A 14,969-nucleotide genomic window follows, 5' to 3' on the forward strand; every position below is an offset into this window, starting at 1 on the left:
CGAAGCTATCACCCGCAACGGGCAGGACCTTCAGCGGCGTCGAAAGCGCCCCGGCTCTCTGCCAGATAGCGAGGGTCGGGGCGCGGATTCGTCCGCGGGGCTGACCGGGGGATGGCAACTCCAGAGACTCCCGGTGGGGGACCGGTGCCAGCACTATATGCCTGGAGCTGGTGCGCTACTACCCTGCGAAGTGAGCGAGGGTTCGGCCTAGTTGACCTTCGTAAGCGCCCGCTTGGTAGCGTCCAGAGATTCGGCATCCGGTTCTGGACGAAGGTGCATCGTTCCCCGATCGGCGCTCATCATCAGAATTTCGGCCCACTCCCGGTTGATCTGAGGGGACTCGGACGTGGAATAGACGAATTCCAACTCCATTCCTGGGCTGATCCACGTGGTGCGCCGGCCTGCGGCTTCGCCGTCTTCTCCGCCGCTGATCCAAGACAACGCGAAAGGTTCTTGGCGACGCAGTTTTGAAAGGATCGCAATCTCGAGGTGCGCGAGCATCCGATCCTCGACGTCTATCGGTCGCCCATGCGTCCCGTACATCAACTTCCCCATGATGATCTCCTCCTCGACAGCATCACCCGAACGCGCGGCAGCGAGAAGGCTCGCCCCCGATGCGCGTCCCACTATTTCGCATTCAGGGACTGGGAATGCACTCCCATGCTCTCATCAACACCAATCGACGGCCAAGGGCCGAAAGGGAGTATCAGCCGAGCCTTCCTCCGCAACCGCTACATCCTCTCTTTCGGGTGGCGCGTCAATCGGCTACCGCAATCCGCTGCCGAGGGTTGAGTTGCGCCCACACGCCCCTCAACTCATTCAACGGAGAAGACATGTCTGACACAACGCATTACGGCGGGGAACCGCTCGACACTGGCACGCCTGACAATGGCAGCACCGCCGACGTGGCTCGCGAGCAGGCCGCGCATGTCGCAGACACCGCGGCCGACGAAGGTCAGCACGTCGTGGACGTCGTCAAGGAGGAAGCCGCCGGGGTCGCCGACGAGGCGAAGTCGCAGGCGAAGGACCTCTACCGGCAAGCGCAGACCGAGCTCAAGGAACAGGCGGCGGCGCAGCAGGAACGTGTCGCGACCGGTCTGCAGTCGATCAGCGACGAGCTGTCGCAGATGGCGGACGCCTCCGAGACGCACGGGGTCGCGAGCGAGCTCGCCAAGCAGGCCGCAGATCGGGCGAGCGGGATCGCGTCTTGGATCGGTCAGCGAGACCCAGGGTCGCTCCTGGGCGAGATCAAGTCGTACGCCAGGCGCAACCCCGGCACCTTCATTGCGGCGGCCGCCGTCGCCGGCGTGCTTGCCGGACGTCTGACCCGTTCGCTCACCAGCGGCGCTCCCGAGAGCGACACCACGAGCAGCACCAATGCGGAAGACGACAACTCCAACAGCGGAGCCACTCTTCCTGAGCAGCCGGTCACCCCGCGGGCCCCGATGCGCGCGCCAACGGCGACGATCATCCCGGCAGAGACAACTGACGTCGGCTACGATCCGCGGTTCGGGGGTCGGCCATGACAGACCAGCCCACGCCATCCGAGGCGAAGGCAGCATCAACCTCGCTCGGTGACCTCCTCGGTGAGGTGACGCGTGACCTGTCCACACTGATGCGGCAGGAACTCGACCTCGCCAAGGCCGAGCTGCGTCAATCCGCGACCCGGGCAGGCAAAGGGGCGGGGATGCTCGGCGGCGCCGGATACGCCGGGCTGATGGTCTTGTTCTTCCTGTCCGTCGCTCTGTGGTGGGGGCTCGGCTACCTGGTCGGCAACGCCTGGTCGGCGGTCATCGTCGCCGTGGTCTGGGCCGTCATCGGCCTGGTCCTGTTCCTCGTCGGGCGCCGTCAGTTGGCTGCTGTCAAGGGTGTGCCGCAGACCGTCGAGACGATCAAAGAAATGCCAGAGACTCTGAAACGAAATGGAGAGAACCGATGACTGACAACCCGGACGCGATCCGCGCCGACATCGAGAGCACTCGCCGAGAATTGAGCGGCAACGTGGACGCCCTGGCCGACAAGGTCACCCCGTCCAAGATCGCGCACCGCCAAACCGAAAAGGTGAAATCCGCCTTCCGCTCAGCCACCGAACGGGTGATGGGCTCCGCCGACTCAGCCGCGAACTCCGCCGGTTCGTCGATTGGCGACAACGTGACCGGCGCCGGACGGGCTGTCGCCGACAAGGCGGAGGGCAACCCACTCGCAGTCGGCCTGATCGCGTTCGGTGTCGGCTGGTTAGCCGCATCCCTCATCCCGGCGAGCACGAAGGAACGCGAGATCGCCGCAGGCGTCAAGGACGCAGCCCAGCCACTCCTGCACGAAGCGGCCGACGCGGCCAAGCAGGTCGCGAGCGACCTCAAAGAACCGGCCCAGGACGCGGCGAACGCAGTCGCCGACTCAGCCAAGGACGCCGTCGGTACCGTCAAGGACGAAGCGGCCGACTCGGCTCAGGTCGTCGCGGACGACGCGAGCGAAGCCCGCCACGTCCTCGGCGATAACGCCTAGCGATCGGCGACGCGAGGGGCGTAACCGCGCCAGTCAGCGCGGCTACGCCCCGAAGGCCGACGGCCCGTCAGCACGCGTCAAGCCGTCGCGGCGGTAAATAGAGACGCTTGACTATGGAGCCCCGGATGAGGATGTCACTGAGACCGTGTGCGACGTCCGTCGCATGCACCGATCTGGCTGGTGAACGGTCGAGGTCCGTGCGCACTGGGCGTCGAGGTACGGTAGCTGCTGATGCTGCCTCCGCCGAAAAACCGGTGGTTGCTATCGGGGCACTCACGGGGCAGACGGACAAATCGTTGGGTTCGTAGCCGGACATACCGGAGGACACAACTGGAGACTTCCGTCACGTCATTGCAATCTCTTCCAGATCACCTCATCGCCGAACGAATGCCCCTGGCGTCTGTCCCGTGGTGCGGCGGAACGCTGCGATGAACGCGCTCGGCGTGCTGTAGCCGACCTGGTATGCCGCCTGCGAGACCGTATGTCCTTCCGCGAGCATGCCGACAGCAGCCTGGAGTCTGGCGTGCGTCCGCCAGGTGCTGAACGGGAGACCAGTGTCGCTCAAGAATGTGCGGAGCAGCGTGCGGGAACTTGCGCCGACGTCACGGCCGTAGTCGGCGAGCGTTCGCTGGTCGGCGGGGTCGGTGAGAATGCGGCGGGCTACCGCCGCGGCCCGTTGGTCCGTCGGGAGGGGCACGATGATGGATGCGGTGCCCGCCGGCACGAGCACGTCCATAAGCACCGCTTCAGCGCGGTCGCGCTGAAGAGCTTCGAGGGGTTCGCGGAGATGGGCGATGAGCTGGCGGGCGAGTGGCGATATTCTCACCGCCGTCGGGTGGTCCCACCCGTTGGTCGCACTTCCAGCGTCGAGGTAGATGCCTTCCATCACAGAGTCGCGCAACGCGAGTGGGGAGTGGGGGACGCCGGCGGGCACCCAGAGCGCGAGTGTGGTCGGCAGCATCCAGTAACGGTTCTCGAGTTCTACGGCGAGGATCCCGTCGGGCGTCCAGATCAGCTGGTGGGCGTCGTGGGAGTGGGGATCGAACGCCTGGCCGCGCTGCATTGTGAACCGTTCGAGTTCGATCATCCGCGTGGACATCGGGGCTCCTTGTGGCTCGGCGGTTGGCGGATTCGCGCTATCCCTTGTCAGCCTAACGCTTAGCCGTCAAACGTATCCATCGCTAGCGTGAAAGCGATGGTCGAGAAGAGTCGCGTGCGCAGAGGGCGGAGTGGGTCCGTGATCCGTGCAGCGTTCAGCGCGCGTCGGGAGGACTTCGCGCTGGCCTGTCTGCTCTACACCACGCATCAGCTGGGGGAGTCAATGGTGCCCGTGCTCGTCGGAGCAACCATTGCCGGGGCTGTCGCGCAGGGGGCGGCCGTCTCCCTCGCGCTCTGGCTGCTGGTGCTCGCCGCCGACTTCGCTGTGCTGTCGTTGTCGTATCGTCTGGGCGCGCGGGCGAGCGCGCGGGCGAAGCAGCAGGCGGGGCATGTCGTCCGGCTCGCCGTCGTCGAGCGGGCGCTGCGGCAGGACGGCGGAGCGGATCTGGCACCCGGGGACCTGCTCTCGCGGGCATCCAGCGACGCGGATCGGGTCGGCGCACTCGTCGGAATCGTCGCATCCAGTGTGGCGGCCGTGGTCGCGCTGATCGCCGCGAGCACCTTCCTGATCGCCGCCTCCCCGCTGCTCGGCTGCATGATCGTGCTCGGGGCGCTTGTGGTCGTCATCGCCACGAGCGTCCTGTCGCGGCAAGTCGCCACGCGCGCCGGCGTCGAGCAAGTGGCCACGGCCGATGCGACCCTTGCGGCGGCCGACATCGTGCGAGGGCTGCGCACCCTCGCCGGGCTGGGCGCGGCAACGGCGTCGGCGGAACGTTACCGCTCGATCAGCCGTCGCGCGGTCCGATCGTCGGAGAGGGCGGTCTGGGCCGAGGCGGAGATCGGCGGCATCGCCGCACTGCTGAGCGGGGTGTACCTCACGCTCATCGCCGGCGCTGGCGGGTGGCTGGCACTCACCGGATCGCTCGGTCTTGGCAGCCTGGTGTCAGTGCTCGGTCTCGCAGTGTTCCTTACCGGGCCGTTGGGAACGCTGACCGGCCTGCCGGGGGTGGCGCAGCGGGCGATCGCGTCGGCTCGGCGGATCGGAGAGGTCCTCGAACGCCCGGGTGCCCTCGAGCGCGCCGGTGCGCTGGATGCGGGTGGCACGGCACCGCCGAGAGAACTCGCGCTCAGCATCACGGGTGACGGGATCGTCGTCGGCGCCGCAGAAGGCGAGCTGACCGGAGTCGTGTGCGTGCGACATGAGGACGCCGATAGGATCGCAGCCGCCGTCGCCCTCGAGAGCGTGACCTCCGGGCTGGTCGTCCGCGTCGGGGGAGCGGATGCGCGGACCGTCCGCATCGACGACTATGGTTCTCAGGTGCTGGTCGCGCCGCATGATTCCGCCGTGCTCGACGCGACGCTGCGGGAGAACCTGGACCCGCTCGCGGAGCCTGAGCTTGAGCCTCAGAAGGCGCAGGGCGCAGGCAACGCCCGGCTCGATGGCATCACGGACCGCGCCCGCCGTGGTGCATGGGCGGCGTTCGCCGACGAGATCGCGGAGTCGCTCCCCGACGGCTGGGACTCAGCCGCCGGCGAGTTCGGCCGGCGCCTGTCGGGAGGGCAGAGGCAGCGCCTCGCCCTGGCGCGCGCGCTCGCGGTCGACGCTCCCGTGCTGGTATTACAGGAGCCGACCACCGCCGTCGACCCGGCAACGGCGGAGGTCATCGCCGAACGCCTGCGCGACCTGCGCTCCGGTAGCACCACCGTCGTGATCACCACCTCCGCCGCGCTGCTCGCCCGGTGCGATACCGTCGTGCTGGTCGACGGCACGAGCGGCACGGACAGCGCGCGCTGCACCCGCGGCACCCATGACGAGCTGCTCGCCGGCGACACGGTCTACCGCGCGATGGTCGTCCGATGACCGGGGCCACCCCGCAGCGCCGACGCCTCCCCGTCGCCTCCGGTCGCAGGGTCGCCCGGCACACCAGGCACATGCTGCGGCGGCGGTGGCTGCCGCTCGCCGGGGCGAGCGTCGCCACGATCGTGCAGGCGGCGGCCGCACTCGGCGTGCCGGCGGTGATCGGCTGGATCACGCAGCTCGTGGTCGACCGTGCGGCGCCCGCGGCTCTGATCGCGCCCATCGTCGTGCTCGTCGTGTGCGCGGTGCTGAGTGCCGCATCCACCTGGCTGTCAGGGCGGCTACTGGCCAGCGCCGTGCTCCCGCCGCTCGGCGAACTGCGCGAGGAGGTGGTCTCCGCCGCCGTGCGGCTGCCGCTGGACACCGTCGAGGACGGCGGGGAGGGCGACCTCGTGTCGCGGGTCTCCGACGACGTCGAACAGGTGACGGAGGTGGCGCAGGGAACCCTGGGCAGCATGCTGTCGGCGGCGATCGCGATCGCCGTCACCTTGGTGGGGCTGGCAGGGCTCGACTGGCGTTTCGCGGTCGCAGGGCTGCTGGCCGTTCCCGTCCAGGGTTTCACGCTGCGCTGGTACCTGCGCGTCTCCGGTCCGCTCTACGCGGAGGGACGGGTCTCCGCCGGGCGACGAACCGCGCGGCTGCTCGAGTCGTTCAGTGCGTTGCCGACCATCCGGGCGTTCGGGCTGCGCGGCAGGCAGCAGCGGCTGGCCGCGGAGGCTTCGGCCGACACGGTCGCCTACGAGCTGAAGGCGACGCGCATGATGACGCGTTTCTACGGGCGCCTGAACCTCGCTGAGCTCATCGGCCTGAGCGCGATCCTGGTGGTCGCGTTCGCGCTCGTCGGCGCTGGCGAGGTGAGTGTGGGGGCGGCGACGGCCGCTGCGCTGTTCTTCGCAGGCCTCTTCAACCCCATCAACACGGTGCTCGGGGTCTTCGACGACCTGCAGCGTGCAGGGGCCGGTCTCGCGCGCCTCATCGGCGTGGTCGAGGCGGGTGCGGTCGCTGGTCAGGCGGTCGCCGCCGTGTCGCCCACGGACCGGCAGCCGGCACGGGAACAAGCGGCAGCACCCGCCCTCTCCGCCCGCGCCCTCACCTTCGGGTACACCGGCGGGGTCGACCTAATCCGGAACCTCGACCTCGCAGTGCGACCGGGCACCAGGGTCGCCGTCGTCGGCGCGAGCGGGAGTGGAAAGTCGACCCTCGCGAGCCTGCTGGCGGGAGTCCGCCATCCACGCGGGGGAGTCGTCGAGTACGGCGGGCTGCCGCTCGGAGGACTCGACGCCGACGCCCGCGGCCGCATCGTCGCCCTCGTCGCACAGGAGACCCACGTGTTTGCGGGGACGGTGGCCGACAACCTCCGGCTCGCCCGCCCGGCCGCGACCGATGACGAACTGCGGGATGCGCTCGCCGCCGTCGGTTCGCTGCCGTGGGTGGAGGCGCTCCCACACGGGATGGAGACACTGGTCGGCGCCGGAGGCCGCGCGCTGTCGCCGTTGCTCGGCCAGCACCTGGCGCTGGCTCGTGTGCATCTGCTCGATCCGGCGTTCGTGATCCTCGACGAAGCCACAGCCGACGCGGGAAGCGACGCTTCACGCTCCCTGGACGCGGCGGCCGAGGTGGTGCTCGCCGGACGGGGGGCGCTCGTGGTCGCGCACCGGCTGAGTCAGGCGGAGACCGCCGACCGCATCCTGGTGATGGATGCGGGCAACGTCGTGGAGAGCGGTAGGCACGACGAGCTGGTCGCGGCCGGCGGGCAGTATGCGCGGTTGTGGAACGCCTGGGCCACCGCCCAGGACTGACGCTTCGGCGACAGCATGTGTCCGATTCGCGATATGCACACGCGGGGTGCCTGACATACGCTGGTCGACGCAGCCGCTTTGGTTAGCCTTACCTAACTTCCTCCCCCAGAAGAGAATCCATGCCCGTCTCCGCCGTCGCGCCGCCCATCGGCGCGCAGACCGACGGACGCCGAGCGCCATCGACACGACCGGCGGCCATCCGGATCGGCGGCCTGATCGCAGCGCTCGCGCTTCTCGTCGCCTTGACGGCCGCCAGCATCGCTTTCGGCGCGAAGCCGATCCCGCCTGGAGACGTCATCCCCGCCCTCCTGCATCCGGACACCTCCGACGCCGATCTCGTGATCACGGGCCTCCGGGTTCCGCGCACCGTCCTCGGCCTGCTCGCAGGAGCGGCCCTGGGGGTGGCGGGCGCGCTCATTCAGGGGCTCACCCGCAATCCGCTGGCCGACCCGGGGATCCTCGGAGTGAACGCGGGAGCAGCGCTCGCCGTGACCGTCGGCATCGCGTTCCTCGGGATGAGGAGCATCTCCCAGTACCTCTGGCTCGCCTTTGCCGGCGCGATCATCGCGACCGGCGTCGTCGCCGTGATCGGGCGTTCGGGGAGGACGGGCGCTACCCCCGTGCGGATGACGCTCGCCGGTGTCGGCGTTGCGGCGGTGCTCGGCGGCATCGGGTCGGCGATCGTCCTGGCGCGTCCCGCCGCCTTCCAGAGCCTGCTGAGCTGGTCCACAGGCAGCCTGGTCGGGCCGCCGGTCGACACCTCCGCGCTGATCGCGCCGTTCATCGTCGTCGGGCTCCTGCTGGCGTTCGCGATCACCCGCGAGCTGAACGCTCTCGCTCTTGGCGACGACCTTGCCGCGTCGCTGGGCGGCCGCGCGGCGTTCACGCGCACCATCGCCGTGATCGCCGTCACCCTGCTCGCGGGTTCTGTGACCGCGGCGGCTGGGCCGATCGCGTTCGTCGGCCTGATGATCCCGCACGTCGCCCGCTGGATCACCGGCCCCGATCAGCGCTGGATCTTCGCGTACACCCTCGTCCTCGGACCGTGCCTGCTGCTCTGCGCCGACGTGCTCGGCCGCCTCGTCGCACAGCCCGCCGAACTGCCGGTGGGGCTCGTCACGGCGTTCGTCGGCGCGCCCGTGCTCATCCTGCTCGCGCGCCGGGCGAAGGCGACCGAGCTGTGAGCGCCGCCCCGGCAGGCAACGTGGATGCGGACACGCCCGCCACGCGCGACGGCGCCGGCCCTGACGACGAGATCGCGTTCGCCGACCCCCAGCTCGTCGTGCGCCGCCCCGGCTTCTCGTTCCGGCTCTCCCGCCGGTCGGTGGTCGTCATCGGAGCACTGGCCGTCATCGCCGTCTGCCTCGGCCTGCTCTCGCTCGCCACCGGCTCATACGCGCTCGACCTCGGTCAGGTGGTCGGAGCGCTCACCGGCCGCGAGTCCGGCATCGTGTCGACGATCGTGGTGGAGTGGCGGCTGCCGAGGGTGCTCGTCGCCGCGCTGTTCGGCCTCGCGCTCGGAGTCTCCGGTGCCATCTTCCAGTCGCTCACCCGCAACCCGCTCGGCAGCCCGGACATCATCGGCTTCGACACCGGCGCGTACACCGGAGCCCTCGTCGTGATGCTGGTCGTGCACGCGAGCGGTCCGTATGCGGTCACGATCGGAGCTCTGCTCGGCGGCCTGGCGACGGCCGCGGCGGTCTACCTCTTCGCATACCGGCGCGGGGTGCACGGCTTCCGGCTGATCATCGTCGGCATCGGCGTGACCGCGATGCTCACCTCCGTCAACACCTGGATGCTGCTCCACGCCCCGGAGCAGCAGGCCGTGAGCGCGGCGTTCTGGGGCGCGGGCTCGCTGGACAGCGCGGGATACCCGCAGCTTCTGGTCGCCGCTATCGCCTTCGCCGTGCTCTTCCCCTGCGTCGCACTGCTCTCGCGCGGTCTCCACCTGCTCGAACTCGGCGATGACGCGGGGCGGCAACTCGGAGTGCGCGCCGAGCGGGTCAGGCTCTCGGCGGTCATCGTCGGCGTCGCGCTGAGCGCTACCGTGACCGCGCTCGCCGGTCCGATCGCGTTCGTCGCGCTCTCCGCGCCGCAGATCGCCCGGCGGCTCACCCGGTCTCCCGGCATCGCGCTCGGCGCGGCGGCGGCGACGGGATGCGTCCTGCTGATGGCCTCGGACTGGATCGCCCAGCACGCGCTCCCGACCGTGGAGCCGGTCGGCTTGGTCACAGTGGTCCTCGGCGGAGGCTATTTCCTCTGGCTCCTCATCGTGGAAGGACGGCGCGCATGAGCGACCCCACCTCGCCCCTGCAGACGGCGGGAGCCACCCTCGGCTATGACGGCCGGGTCATCTCGGACGGCATCGACGTCGCCATCCCGGCCGGCTCCTTCACCGTCATCGTCGGACCGAACGCGGGCGGCAAGTCCACCCTGCTGCGCGGTCTCGCCCGGCTGCTCAAGCCGTCGTCCGGTCAGGTGCTGCTCGACGGCCGCGACATCCACGGGATGCGCACCAAGGAGGTGGCCCGCAGGCTCGGCCTCCTGCCGCAGACGTCGCTCGCGCCGGACGGCATCACCGTCGCCGACCTCGTCGCGCGGGGGAGGCATCCGCACCAGAGCACGTTCCAGCAGTGGACCCGCGCCGACCAGGACGCCGTCAGGGACGCCATGCTCGCCACCGGCATCACCGAGCTGTCCGCCCGGCGGGTAGACGAGCTCTCCGGCGGCCAGCGCCAGCGCGCCTGGGTGGCCCTCGCCCTGGCGCAGCAGACCGGGATCCTGCTGCTCGACGAGCCGACCACATTCCTCGACATCGCGCACCAGTTCGAGCTGCTCGAGCTGTTCCGCGGGCTCAACGAGGAGGGCAGGACGCTCGTCGCCGTGCTGCACGACCTCAATCAGGCCAGCCGGTACGCCAGCCACATCATCGCGATGAACGACGGGCGCGTGGTGGCCCAGGGCACGCCCGAGGAGGTCATCACGGCCGACCTGGTGCACGACGTCTTCGGACTTCCCGCCCACATCCTGCCCGACCCCGTAGCCGGGACGCCGCTCGTCGTCCCGCTCGGACCGCCCGGTCGCGTGTTCGAGCGGCGCCCGGCCACCCTCATCCCCGTCTCCCCCGAGAACCGACAGGAAACCGCATGATCACCGACCTCAGCACCCGCCGCCCCCTCATCGTCGACGACATCAGCCGCCGCACCATGCTCGGCGCACTCGGCATCGCAGGCGCGCTCATGCTCGCCGGCTGCACGCCGGCGCAGTCCGGAAGCGCGAAGGCCACCCGCACCGTGAAGACGCCCCAAGGCGAGTACGAGGTGCCCGCCGACCCGGAGCGCGTGGTCTGCATCGACTATTACTCCGGCATCTTCCTCACCGAGCTCGGGATGAAGCCGGTCGGCGGCATCGACTACTCCTGGGTGGACGCGTCGAGCATGTACGAGCCGTACGTGAAGCCTCTGAAGGCCATCCACTCGGTGGGCGAGATCACGTCGACGAACACCGAGAAGGTCGCGGCGTTGAACCCCGACCTTGTGCTCGGGCCGACCCCCGGCAGCTTGTACGACAACTCGCCGGGAGCCATGAAGAAGCTCGCTCAGGTCGCGGCCACCGCGACCATCGACTTCGGGAAGACCGGCGACTGGCGGCCGCCGTATGAGCAGGCGGCCGACGAAGTCAACCGGCTCGCCGAGCACGACGGACTGAAGAAGGAGTACGGCGACGCGGTCGCCACCCTGAAGGCGAAGCGCGCTGACGCCATCGCCGCGACGACGATCGCCTCCCTGAACTACTCCCAGGACGGCAACTTCAGCGTCGACCTCGCCCCGTCCAGCGCCGGCGTGGTCTACCAGGACCTCGGTCTCACGTTCGCCTCCGTCGCACGCGGCACTGACTCGAACGGCGTCTCGATCTCGACGGAGCGTCTCAGCGACCTGGCCGACGCGACGATGATCGTCTTCCGCGCTGACACGGCCGGTGCGCCGCAGAGCGGCCTGGCCGACGTCTTCGCCCTGCCCGCGTGGAAGGAGCTGCCGGCCGTCAAGGCGGGCAACGTCCTCCCGGTCACCTGGATCGACCTGTGCGGCTACCGCTGGGCCGGCCAGGCCGTGACCGAGCTGGATGCGCTGCTCGGCGCGCTCTCGCCCGTCGCCTGAGCGCATCCAGGACCGGGCTCGACCCCGCCGACCATCCCCATCCACCCATCCCGACCATCGCCCGAAAGGACCCGACGTCACCATGACACCGCCTCCCTCCTCCCGCCTGCGCCGCCTCGGCGCGCTCGCCGCCGCCGCGGCCGCCGCCGCGCTGCTGCTCGCAGGCTGCAGCGCCCCCGCCGCGGGGAACGACAGCTCCGCCGCCGCCACGCGCACGGTCTCGACCGCGGAAGGCTCGGTCACCGTGCCGACGCACCCGAAGCGCGTCGTCTCCATCCACTCGTGGACCACGGAGTCGCTCTACGACCTCGGCGTGAAGCCGGTCGCGGTCGAGGACAGTGGAGAGCAGTACGTGCCGACCCGCTACCTGGACGAGTGGAAACCGGCCGACAAGGTCGTGACAGGGGGAACCGTCGACTACGAGAAGATCGCAGCGCTCAAGCCGGACCTGATCGTCGGCGTCGACGTGCCGTACCTCAAGGACGCGTACAAGAAGCTCTCCGCCATCGCCCCGACCGCGTTCGCTCCGTTCAGCGAGACGGCGACCTGGCAGGACTACCCGAAGTACACCGCCGACTTCGTCGGCGCCGACGCGAAGCTGGCGACGCTGAAGAGCTCGTACGACTCCGCGATCGACGACACGAAGAAGGAGTACGCCGACCAGCTCGCTTCGGTGAAGTGGGACGTCATCCAGGGCGGCTTCGACGACGGCAACTACTGGATCTACAGCACGAGCTCGCCGGTGGGCGATGTGCTCACCCAGCTCGGCGCGCAGTTCGCGTCTGCGACCAAGGACACCAAGGCGGGCGGCAACACGTCGGTCTCGTACGAGCGCACCGACCTCCTGCAGGACGCTGACCAGCTCATCTACTACACGAACAACGACGGCAGCCCGGCCAACAACATCGACAAGCTGTTCGCGCTCGCCGGGTACAAGGACCTGCGGGCTGTGAAGGCCGGCCACGTTGTCGGAACCGCCGACTTCCTCCCCGGCTCGTACTCCGACGCGATGGGGCTGCTCGATGACATCCGCTCGGCCCTCAAGAAGCAGAGCTGAGGCGGGAGCATGGCGCGCACGAACGCCGAGCGGGTAAAGCCGGAGGTGTCCGAGCTGATCATCCTGCACGTGCTGCGGTCCGAGCGGATCTCTCCCACGTTCATCCGGATCACCCTCGGCGGCGGTGACATCGCGAAATTCCGTTCGCTCGGGTTCGATCAGTGGTTCCGTTTCTTCATCCCGACGACGGACGAGTTGGCGCTGACCAGGCTCCCGGCGAAGCTCGACACGTTCGCGTACGCCAGGTACCTGACAATGTCGAAGTCGTCCAGGCCCGTGCTACGCAACTACACGGTCAGCGCGTTCCGGCCGGAGGCGCAGGAGCTGGATGTCGACTTCGTCCTGCACGGCTCGGCGGACGACGGGACGAGCGGACCGGCGGCCACGTGGGCGCAGACCTGTGCGACAGGGGATGCGGTCGCGCTGCTCGACGAGGGCATCATGTTCGCGCCCGCCCCCGGGATCTTCGCGGTCCGGCTCGTCGCCGACGAGACGGGGCTCCCCGCCGTCGGCGGGATCCTCGCCTCCCTGGACGAGCGGATCAAAGGGACGGCGATTGTGGAGGTTCCGCATCCCGGCGACGTGCGCGACCTGCCGACGCGCTCTGGCGTCGAGCTCGTGTGGGTGGTGCGCGACGACCCGCACGCGGTGCCGGGCGCCGCTGCCGCACTGCGCGCCCGCGACCTCGGCGTCGGCGGCGTCCGCACCTACGGCTGGGTGGTCGGCGAATCTTCGATGGCGGTCAGTCTGCGCCGCCACTGGGTCGGCACCGGCCTGGCGAAAGGCGATGTGACCTTCTGTGGCTATTGGAAGAGGGCCCACTAGTTGCGCACAACTGATTAGAGCCGGCTGCGGAGGCGGGTCGCTATCCATCGGCTGCCTGTTCACCTGTCGAGCGAGCACCGGAGGCATACCGACCACGAGTAGACCATTGGCAGTACCGTTAGTTTCTTGAACGTCCATCTCCGGCGGCTCTGTCGACGGCCATCGGATCGTCTGACGAGTCGGGAGAGCCCGAATAGATTCAGCCCCAGCCGGAATCGTCCGCTCGGGTCTTCTTCGATGAACTTAGCCGCCGTGAGTGTCTGCATAGTTCGGTACGCGGTCGAGCGAGCAACCCCCAAGTTCTTTGGTGAGGTTGGCACCGGTGATTCGGAGCCGTCGCTCATCGAACATGTTGAGAATGTCGAGTGTTCGGTCTGCCGTTGTGCTTCTTCTCTCGATAGGAACTCCGGTTCCCGTATTCGCTTGAGCAGCGGCGGAGACTTTGCACGTTTTGGCTTCCACGGTGATATCGCGCTCGCTTGGTGTAGCTCAACGTGAGACCGAGGCGTTGCGTGCCGCCTTCGACTCTGCCCGGGCGAGCAACGTGAGGTTTGGTCGCAAGCTCTGCGACGCGCCCGACGCCGTCCGAAAGGTTGGGACGTACCGGCAGGCAGGGCGTCCGTTCGATCTAGGGCCGGGGCGGGCGGCATCGCAGAAGCGTGAAATCTCCGTGAGCGGTGAGTTCACCGACCCCGTGTGCGCTCAAAACGGTGGTTCCTCGAGAAACGGGGAGCCTACCGCCCGCGTATTCAATCGCTCCGCAACCGTCGAGCACAACGAGAATCGAGAAGCAGGCGTCTAATTCCTTGCGTCCAGCCACCTGAATTCGCTCGGCGGAGAAGAACGTGTCAGCTTCTCTAGGGAAAAGGGACTCATTTCCATCTGCACCGGCCGTCATCAATTGGCTGAGTGCGTCATGGTCGACTGCTGAGCGATTGAGCCCTTCAACGGCAGTCGATAGGTCGAGTCCAAGCAAAGCATCGTCGCTGGTCAGTCCGTTGTATCCGGAGTATTCGAGAAGTACGGATAGGTCTGTCGGCTGTTGGAGCTCCACGAGCGTCAGGCCCGGTCCGATTGCGTGGGGGAGTCCGGCAGGGACGAGGAGCGTGTCGCCGGCTGAGAGCTGAACGTGGTTCATGGCTCCGAGCATGTCGGGGGCGTCTTGTCCGTGAAACCAGTGTCGGACTTCCGTATTGGAGACGTTCCGGTTGAAGCCCAATGCCGCGTATCCGCTGCCAGGCTCGGCAACGTCAATTACGACCCACGCCTCCGTCTTGCCGAGGGGGCTGCCAAGGTGGAGCGCGGCGAACGCGTCGTCCGGGTGGTAGTGCACGAACAGCCGCTCTGCAGTGTCGAGGAGTTTGACCAGCAGCATCGTGCGGGCCCCGTAGCGGCGGACGTGGTCCTCGCCGAGGAAGCCGATCGGGTCGGCGATAACCGCATCTCTGAGGCTGCGGCCATCCGGGAGGATGGTGAGCCCGATGCCGCCGCCCGCGAAGATCTCGGTGGTGGAGGCGACGAAGTCTTCCGGGCTGTACGGGCTCGGCTGCGCGGTCCCGCGGAAGCGGGCGATGCCTGCTCCCCCGCGGTATGGGCGGTGGTCCGGCTGGTTTGGAGCGAGGATGAGCGGCGCATACGCCGAGCCTCGCGAGGTGTCGATGGTCGTCATG

General features: G+C 68.7%; 14 protein-coding genes. 11 read left to right on the top strand and 3 right to left on the bottom strand.

What is annotated here, in order from left to right; translation table 11 throughout:
• Positions 1 to 207 precede the first annotated feature (207 nt).
• On the bottom strand, positions 208 to 555 hold the full coding sequence (locus ASE16_RS02455) for a hypothetical protein (protein WP_055890189.1): 348 nt from the start codon (positions 553 to 555) through the stop codon (positions 208 to 210).
• Between the two features lie 278 nt (positions 556 to 833).
• On the opposite strand from ASE16_RS02455, the gene ASE16_RS02460 reads away from it, so the two are divergent.
• Genes ASE16_RS02460 through ASE16_RS02470 form a run of 3 tightly spaced genes read left to right on the top strand, consistent with a single transcriptional unit; the run spans position 834 to position 2,505 of the window.
• A complete protein-coding gene (locus ASE16_RS02460) occupies positions 834 to 1,526 on the top strand; it encodes a hypothetical protein (RefSeq protein WP_055890192.1) in 693 nt (230 codons plus the stop codon).
• Positions 1,523 to 1,939 carry a phage holin family protein gene (locus ASE16_RS02465; protein ID WP_055890194.1) on the top strand — a complete coding sequence of 139 codons (417 nt, stop codon included), beginning with the start codon at positions 1,523 to 1,525 and terminating at the stop codon, positions 1,937 to 1,939. The genes ASE16_RS02460 and ASE16_RS02465 overlap by 4 nt, the downstream gene beginning before the upstream one ends.
• Positions 1,936 to 2,505, top strand: coding sequence for a DUF3618 domain-containing protein (locus ASE16_RS02470; protein ID WP_055890197.1), 570 nt, complete (start codon positions 1,936 to 1,938; stop codon positions 2,503 to 2,505). Before ASE16_RS02465 ends, ASE16_RS02470 begins: the two co-directional genes overlap by 4 nt.
• Positions 2,506 to 2,878: 373 nt before the next feature.
• Here ASE16_RS02470 and ASE16_RS02475 read toward each other — a convergent pair whose 3' ends face one another.
• Positions 2,879 to 3,604, bottom strand: coding sequence for a helix-turn-helix domain-containing protein (locus ASE16_RS02475; RefSeq protein WP_055890199.1), 726 nt, complete (start codon positions 3,602 to 3,604; stop codon positions 2,879 to 2,881).
• Positions 3,605 to 3,742: 138 nt separating this feature from the next.
• Here ASE16_RS02475 and ASE16_RS02480 point away from each other — a divergent pair, with 138 nt between their 5' ends.
• From ASE16_RS02480 to ASE16_RS02515, 8 genes are all read left to right on the top strand, one after another.
• Positions 3,743 to 5,464, top strand: coding sequence for an ABC transporter transmembrane domain-containing protein (locus tag ASE16_RS02480; protein WP_055890201.1), 1,722 nt, complete (start codon positions 3,743 to 3,745; stop codon positions 5,462 to 5,464).
• Positions 5,461 to 7,260 (top strand): ABC transporter ATP-binding protein, encoded by a 1,800-nt coding sequence (locus ASE16_RS02485; protein WP_055890204.1) that lies wholly within the window; start codon positions 5,461 to 5,463, stop codon positions 7,258 to 7,260. Before ASE16_RS02480 ends, ASE16_RS02485 begins: the two co-directional genes overlap by 4 nt.
• A gap of 119 nt (positions 7,261 to 7,379) precedes the next feature.
• On the top strand, positions 7,380 to 8,444 hold the full coding sequence (locus ASE16_RS19935; protein ID WP_055890206.1) for a FecCD family ABC transporter permease: 1,065 nt from the start codon (positions 7,380 to 7,382) through the stop codon (positions 8,442 to 8,444).
• Positions 8,441 to 9,553 (top strand): FecCD family ABC transporter permease, encoded by a 1,113-nt coding sequence (locus tag ASE16_RS19940; protein WP_235500269.1) that lies wholly within the window; start codon positions 8,441 to 8,443, stop codon positions 9,551 to 9,553. Before ASE16_RS19935 ends, ASE16_RS19940 begins: the two co-directional genes overlap by 4 nt.
• Complete coding sequence (locus ASE16_RS02500; protein WP_082581164.1) at positions 9,550 to 10,410, top strand: ABC transporter ATP-binding protein; 861 nt, start codon at positions 9,550 to 9,552, stop codon at positions 10,408 to 10,410. Before ASE16_RS19940 ends, ASE16_RS02500 begins: the two co-directional genes overlap by 4 nt.
• Positions 10,407 to 11,417, top strand: a complete 1,011-nt coding sequence (locus tag ASE16_RS02505; RefSeq protein WP_055890209.1) for an ABC transporter substrate-binding protein — start codon at positions 10,407 to 10,409, stop codon at positions 11,415 to 11,417. The genes ASE16_RS02500 and ASE16_RS02505 overlap by 4 nt, the downstream gene beginning before the upstream one ends.
• An 82-nt stretch (positions 11,418 to 11,499) precedes the next feature.
• The gene (locus ASE16_RS02510) at positions 11,500 to 12,474 is read left to right on the top strand and encodes an ABC transporter substrate-binding protein (protein ID WP_055890211.1); all 975 of its coding nucleotides are present in this window, start codon (positions 11,500 to 11,502) and stop codon (positions 12,472 to 12,474) included.
• Positions 12,475 to 12,483: 9 nt separating this feature from the next.
• Positions 12,484 to 13,299, top strand: a complete 816-nt coding sequence (locus tag ASE16_RS02515; RefSeq protein ID WP_055890213.1) for a siderophore-interacting protein — start codon at positions 12,484 to 12,486, stop codon at positions 13,297 to 13,299.
• A 628-nt stretch (positions 13,300 to 13,927) separates the two neighbouring features.
• Here the strand turns inward: ASE16_RS02515 and ASE16_RS02520 are convergent.
• Positions 13,928 to 14,968: a class I mannose-6-phosphate isomerase gene (locus ASE16_RS02520; RefSeq protein ID WP_055890218.1), complete on the bottom strand. Its 1,041-nt coding sequence runs from the start codon at positions 14,966 to 14,968 to the stop codon at positions 13,928 to 13,930.
• Position 14,969 lies beyond the last annotated feature (1 nt).

It is taken from the genome of Leifsonia sp. Root227 (genome assembly GCF_001428745.1).
Taxonomy (GTDB): Bacteria; Actinomycetota; Actinomycetes; order Actinomycetales; family Microbacteriaceae; genus Leifsonia.

Bases quoted from the DNA above. Each gene is read 5' to 3' on its own strand.
- ASE16_RS02455 (WP_055890189.1), bottom strand. From the start codon at position 555: ATGGGGAAGTTGATGTACGGGACGCATGGGCGACCGATAGACGTCGAG.
- ASE16_RS02460 (WP_055890192.1), top strand. From the start codon at position 834: ATGTCTGACACAACGCATTACGGCGGGGAACCGCTCGACACTGGCACG.
- ASE16_RS02465 (WP_055890194.1), top strand. From the start codon at position 1,523: ATGACAGACCAGCCCACGCCATCCGAGGCGAAGGCAGCATCAACCTCG.
- ASE16_RS02470 (WP_055890197.1), top strand. From the start codon at position 1,936: ATGACTGACAACCCGGACGCGATCCGCGCCGACATCGAGAGCACTCGC.
- ASE16_RS02475 (WP_055890199.1), bottom strand. From the start codon at position 3,604: ATGTCCACGCGGATGATCGAACTCGAACGGTTCACAATGCAGCGCGGC.
- ASE16_RS02485 (WP_055890204.1), top strand. From the start codon at position 5,461: ATGACCGGGGCCACCCCGCAGCGCCGACGCCTCCCCGTCGCCTCCGGT.
- ASE16_RS19935 (WP_055890206.1), top strand. From the start codon at position 7,380: ATGCCCGTCTCCGCCGTCGCGCCGCCCATCGGCGCGCAGACCGACGGA.
- ASE16_RS02500 (WP_082581164.1), top strand. From the start codon at position 9,550: ATGAGCGACCCCACCTCGCCCCTGCAGACGGCGGGAGCCACCCTCGGC.
- ASE16_RS02505 (WP_055890209.1), top strand. From the start codon at position 10,407: ATGATCACCGACCTCAGCACCCGCCGCCCCCTCATCGTCGACGACATC.
- ASE16_RS02510 (WP_055890211.1), top strand. From the start codon at position 11,500: ATGACACCGCCTCCCTCCTCCCGCCTGCGCCGCCTCGGCGCGCTCGCC.
- ASE16_RS02515 (WP_055890213.1), top strand. From the start codon at position 12,484: ATGGCGCGCACGAACGCCGAGCGGGTAAAGCCGGAGGTGTCCGAGCTG.
- ASE16_RS02520 (WP_055890218.1), bottom strand. From the start codon at position 14,968: ATGACGACCATCGACACCTCGCGAGGCTCGGCGTATGCGCCGCTCATC.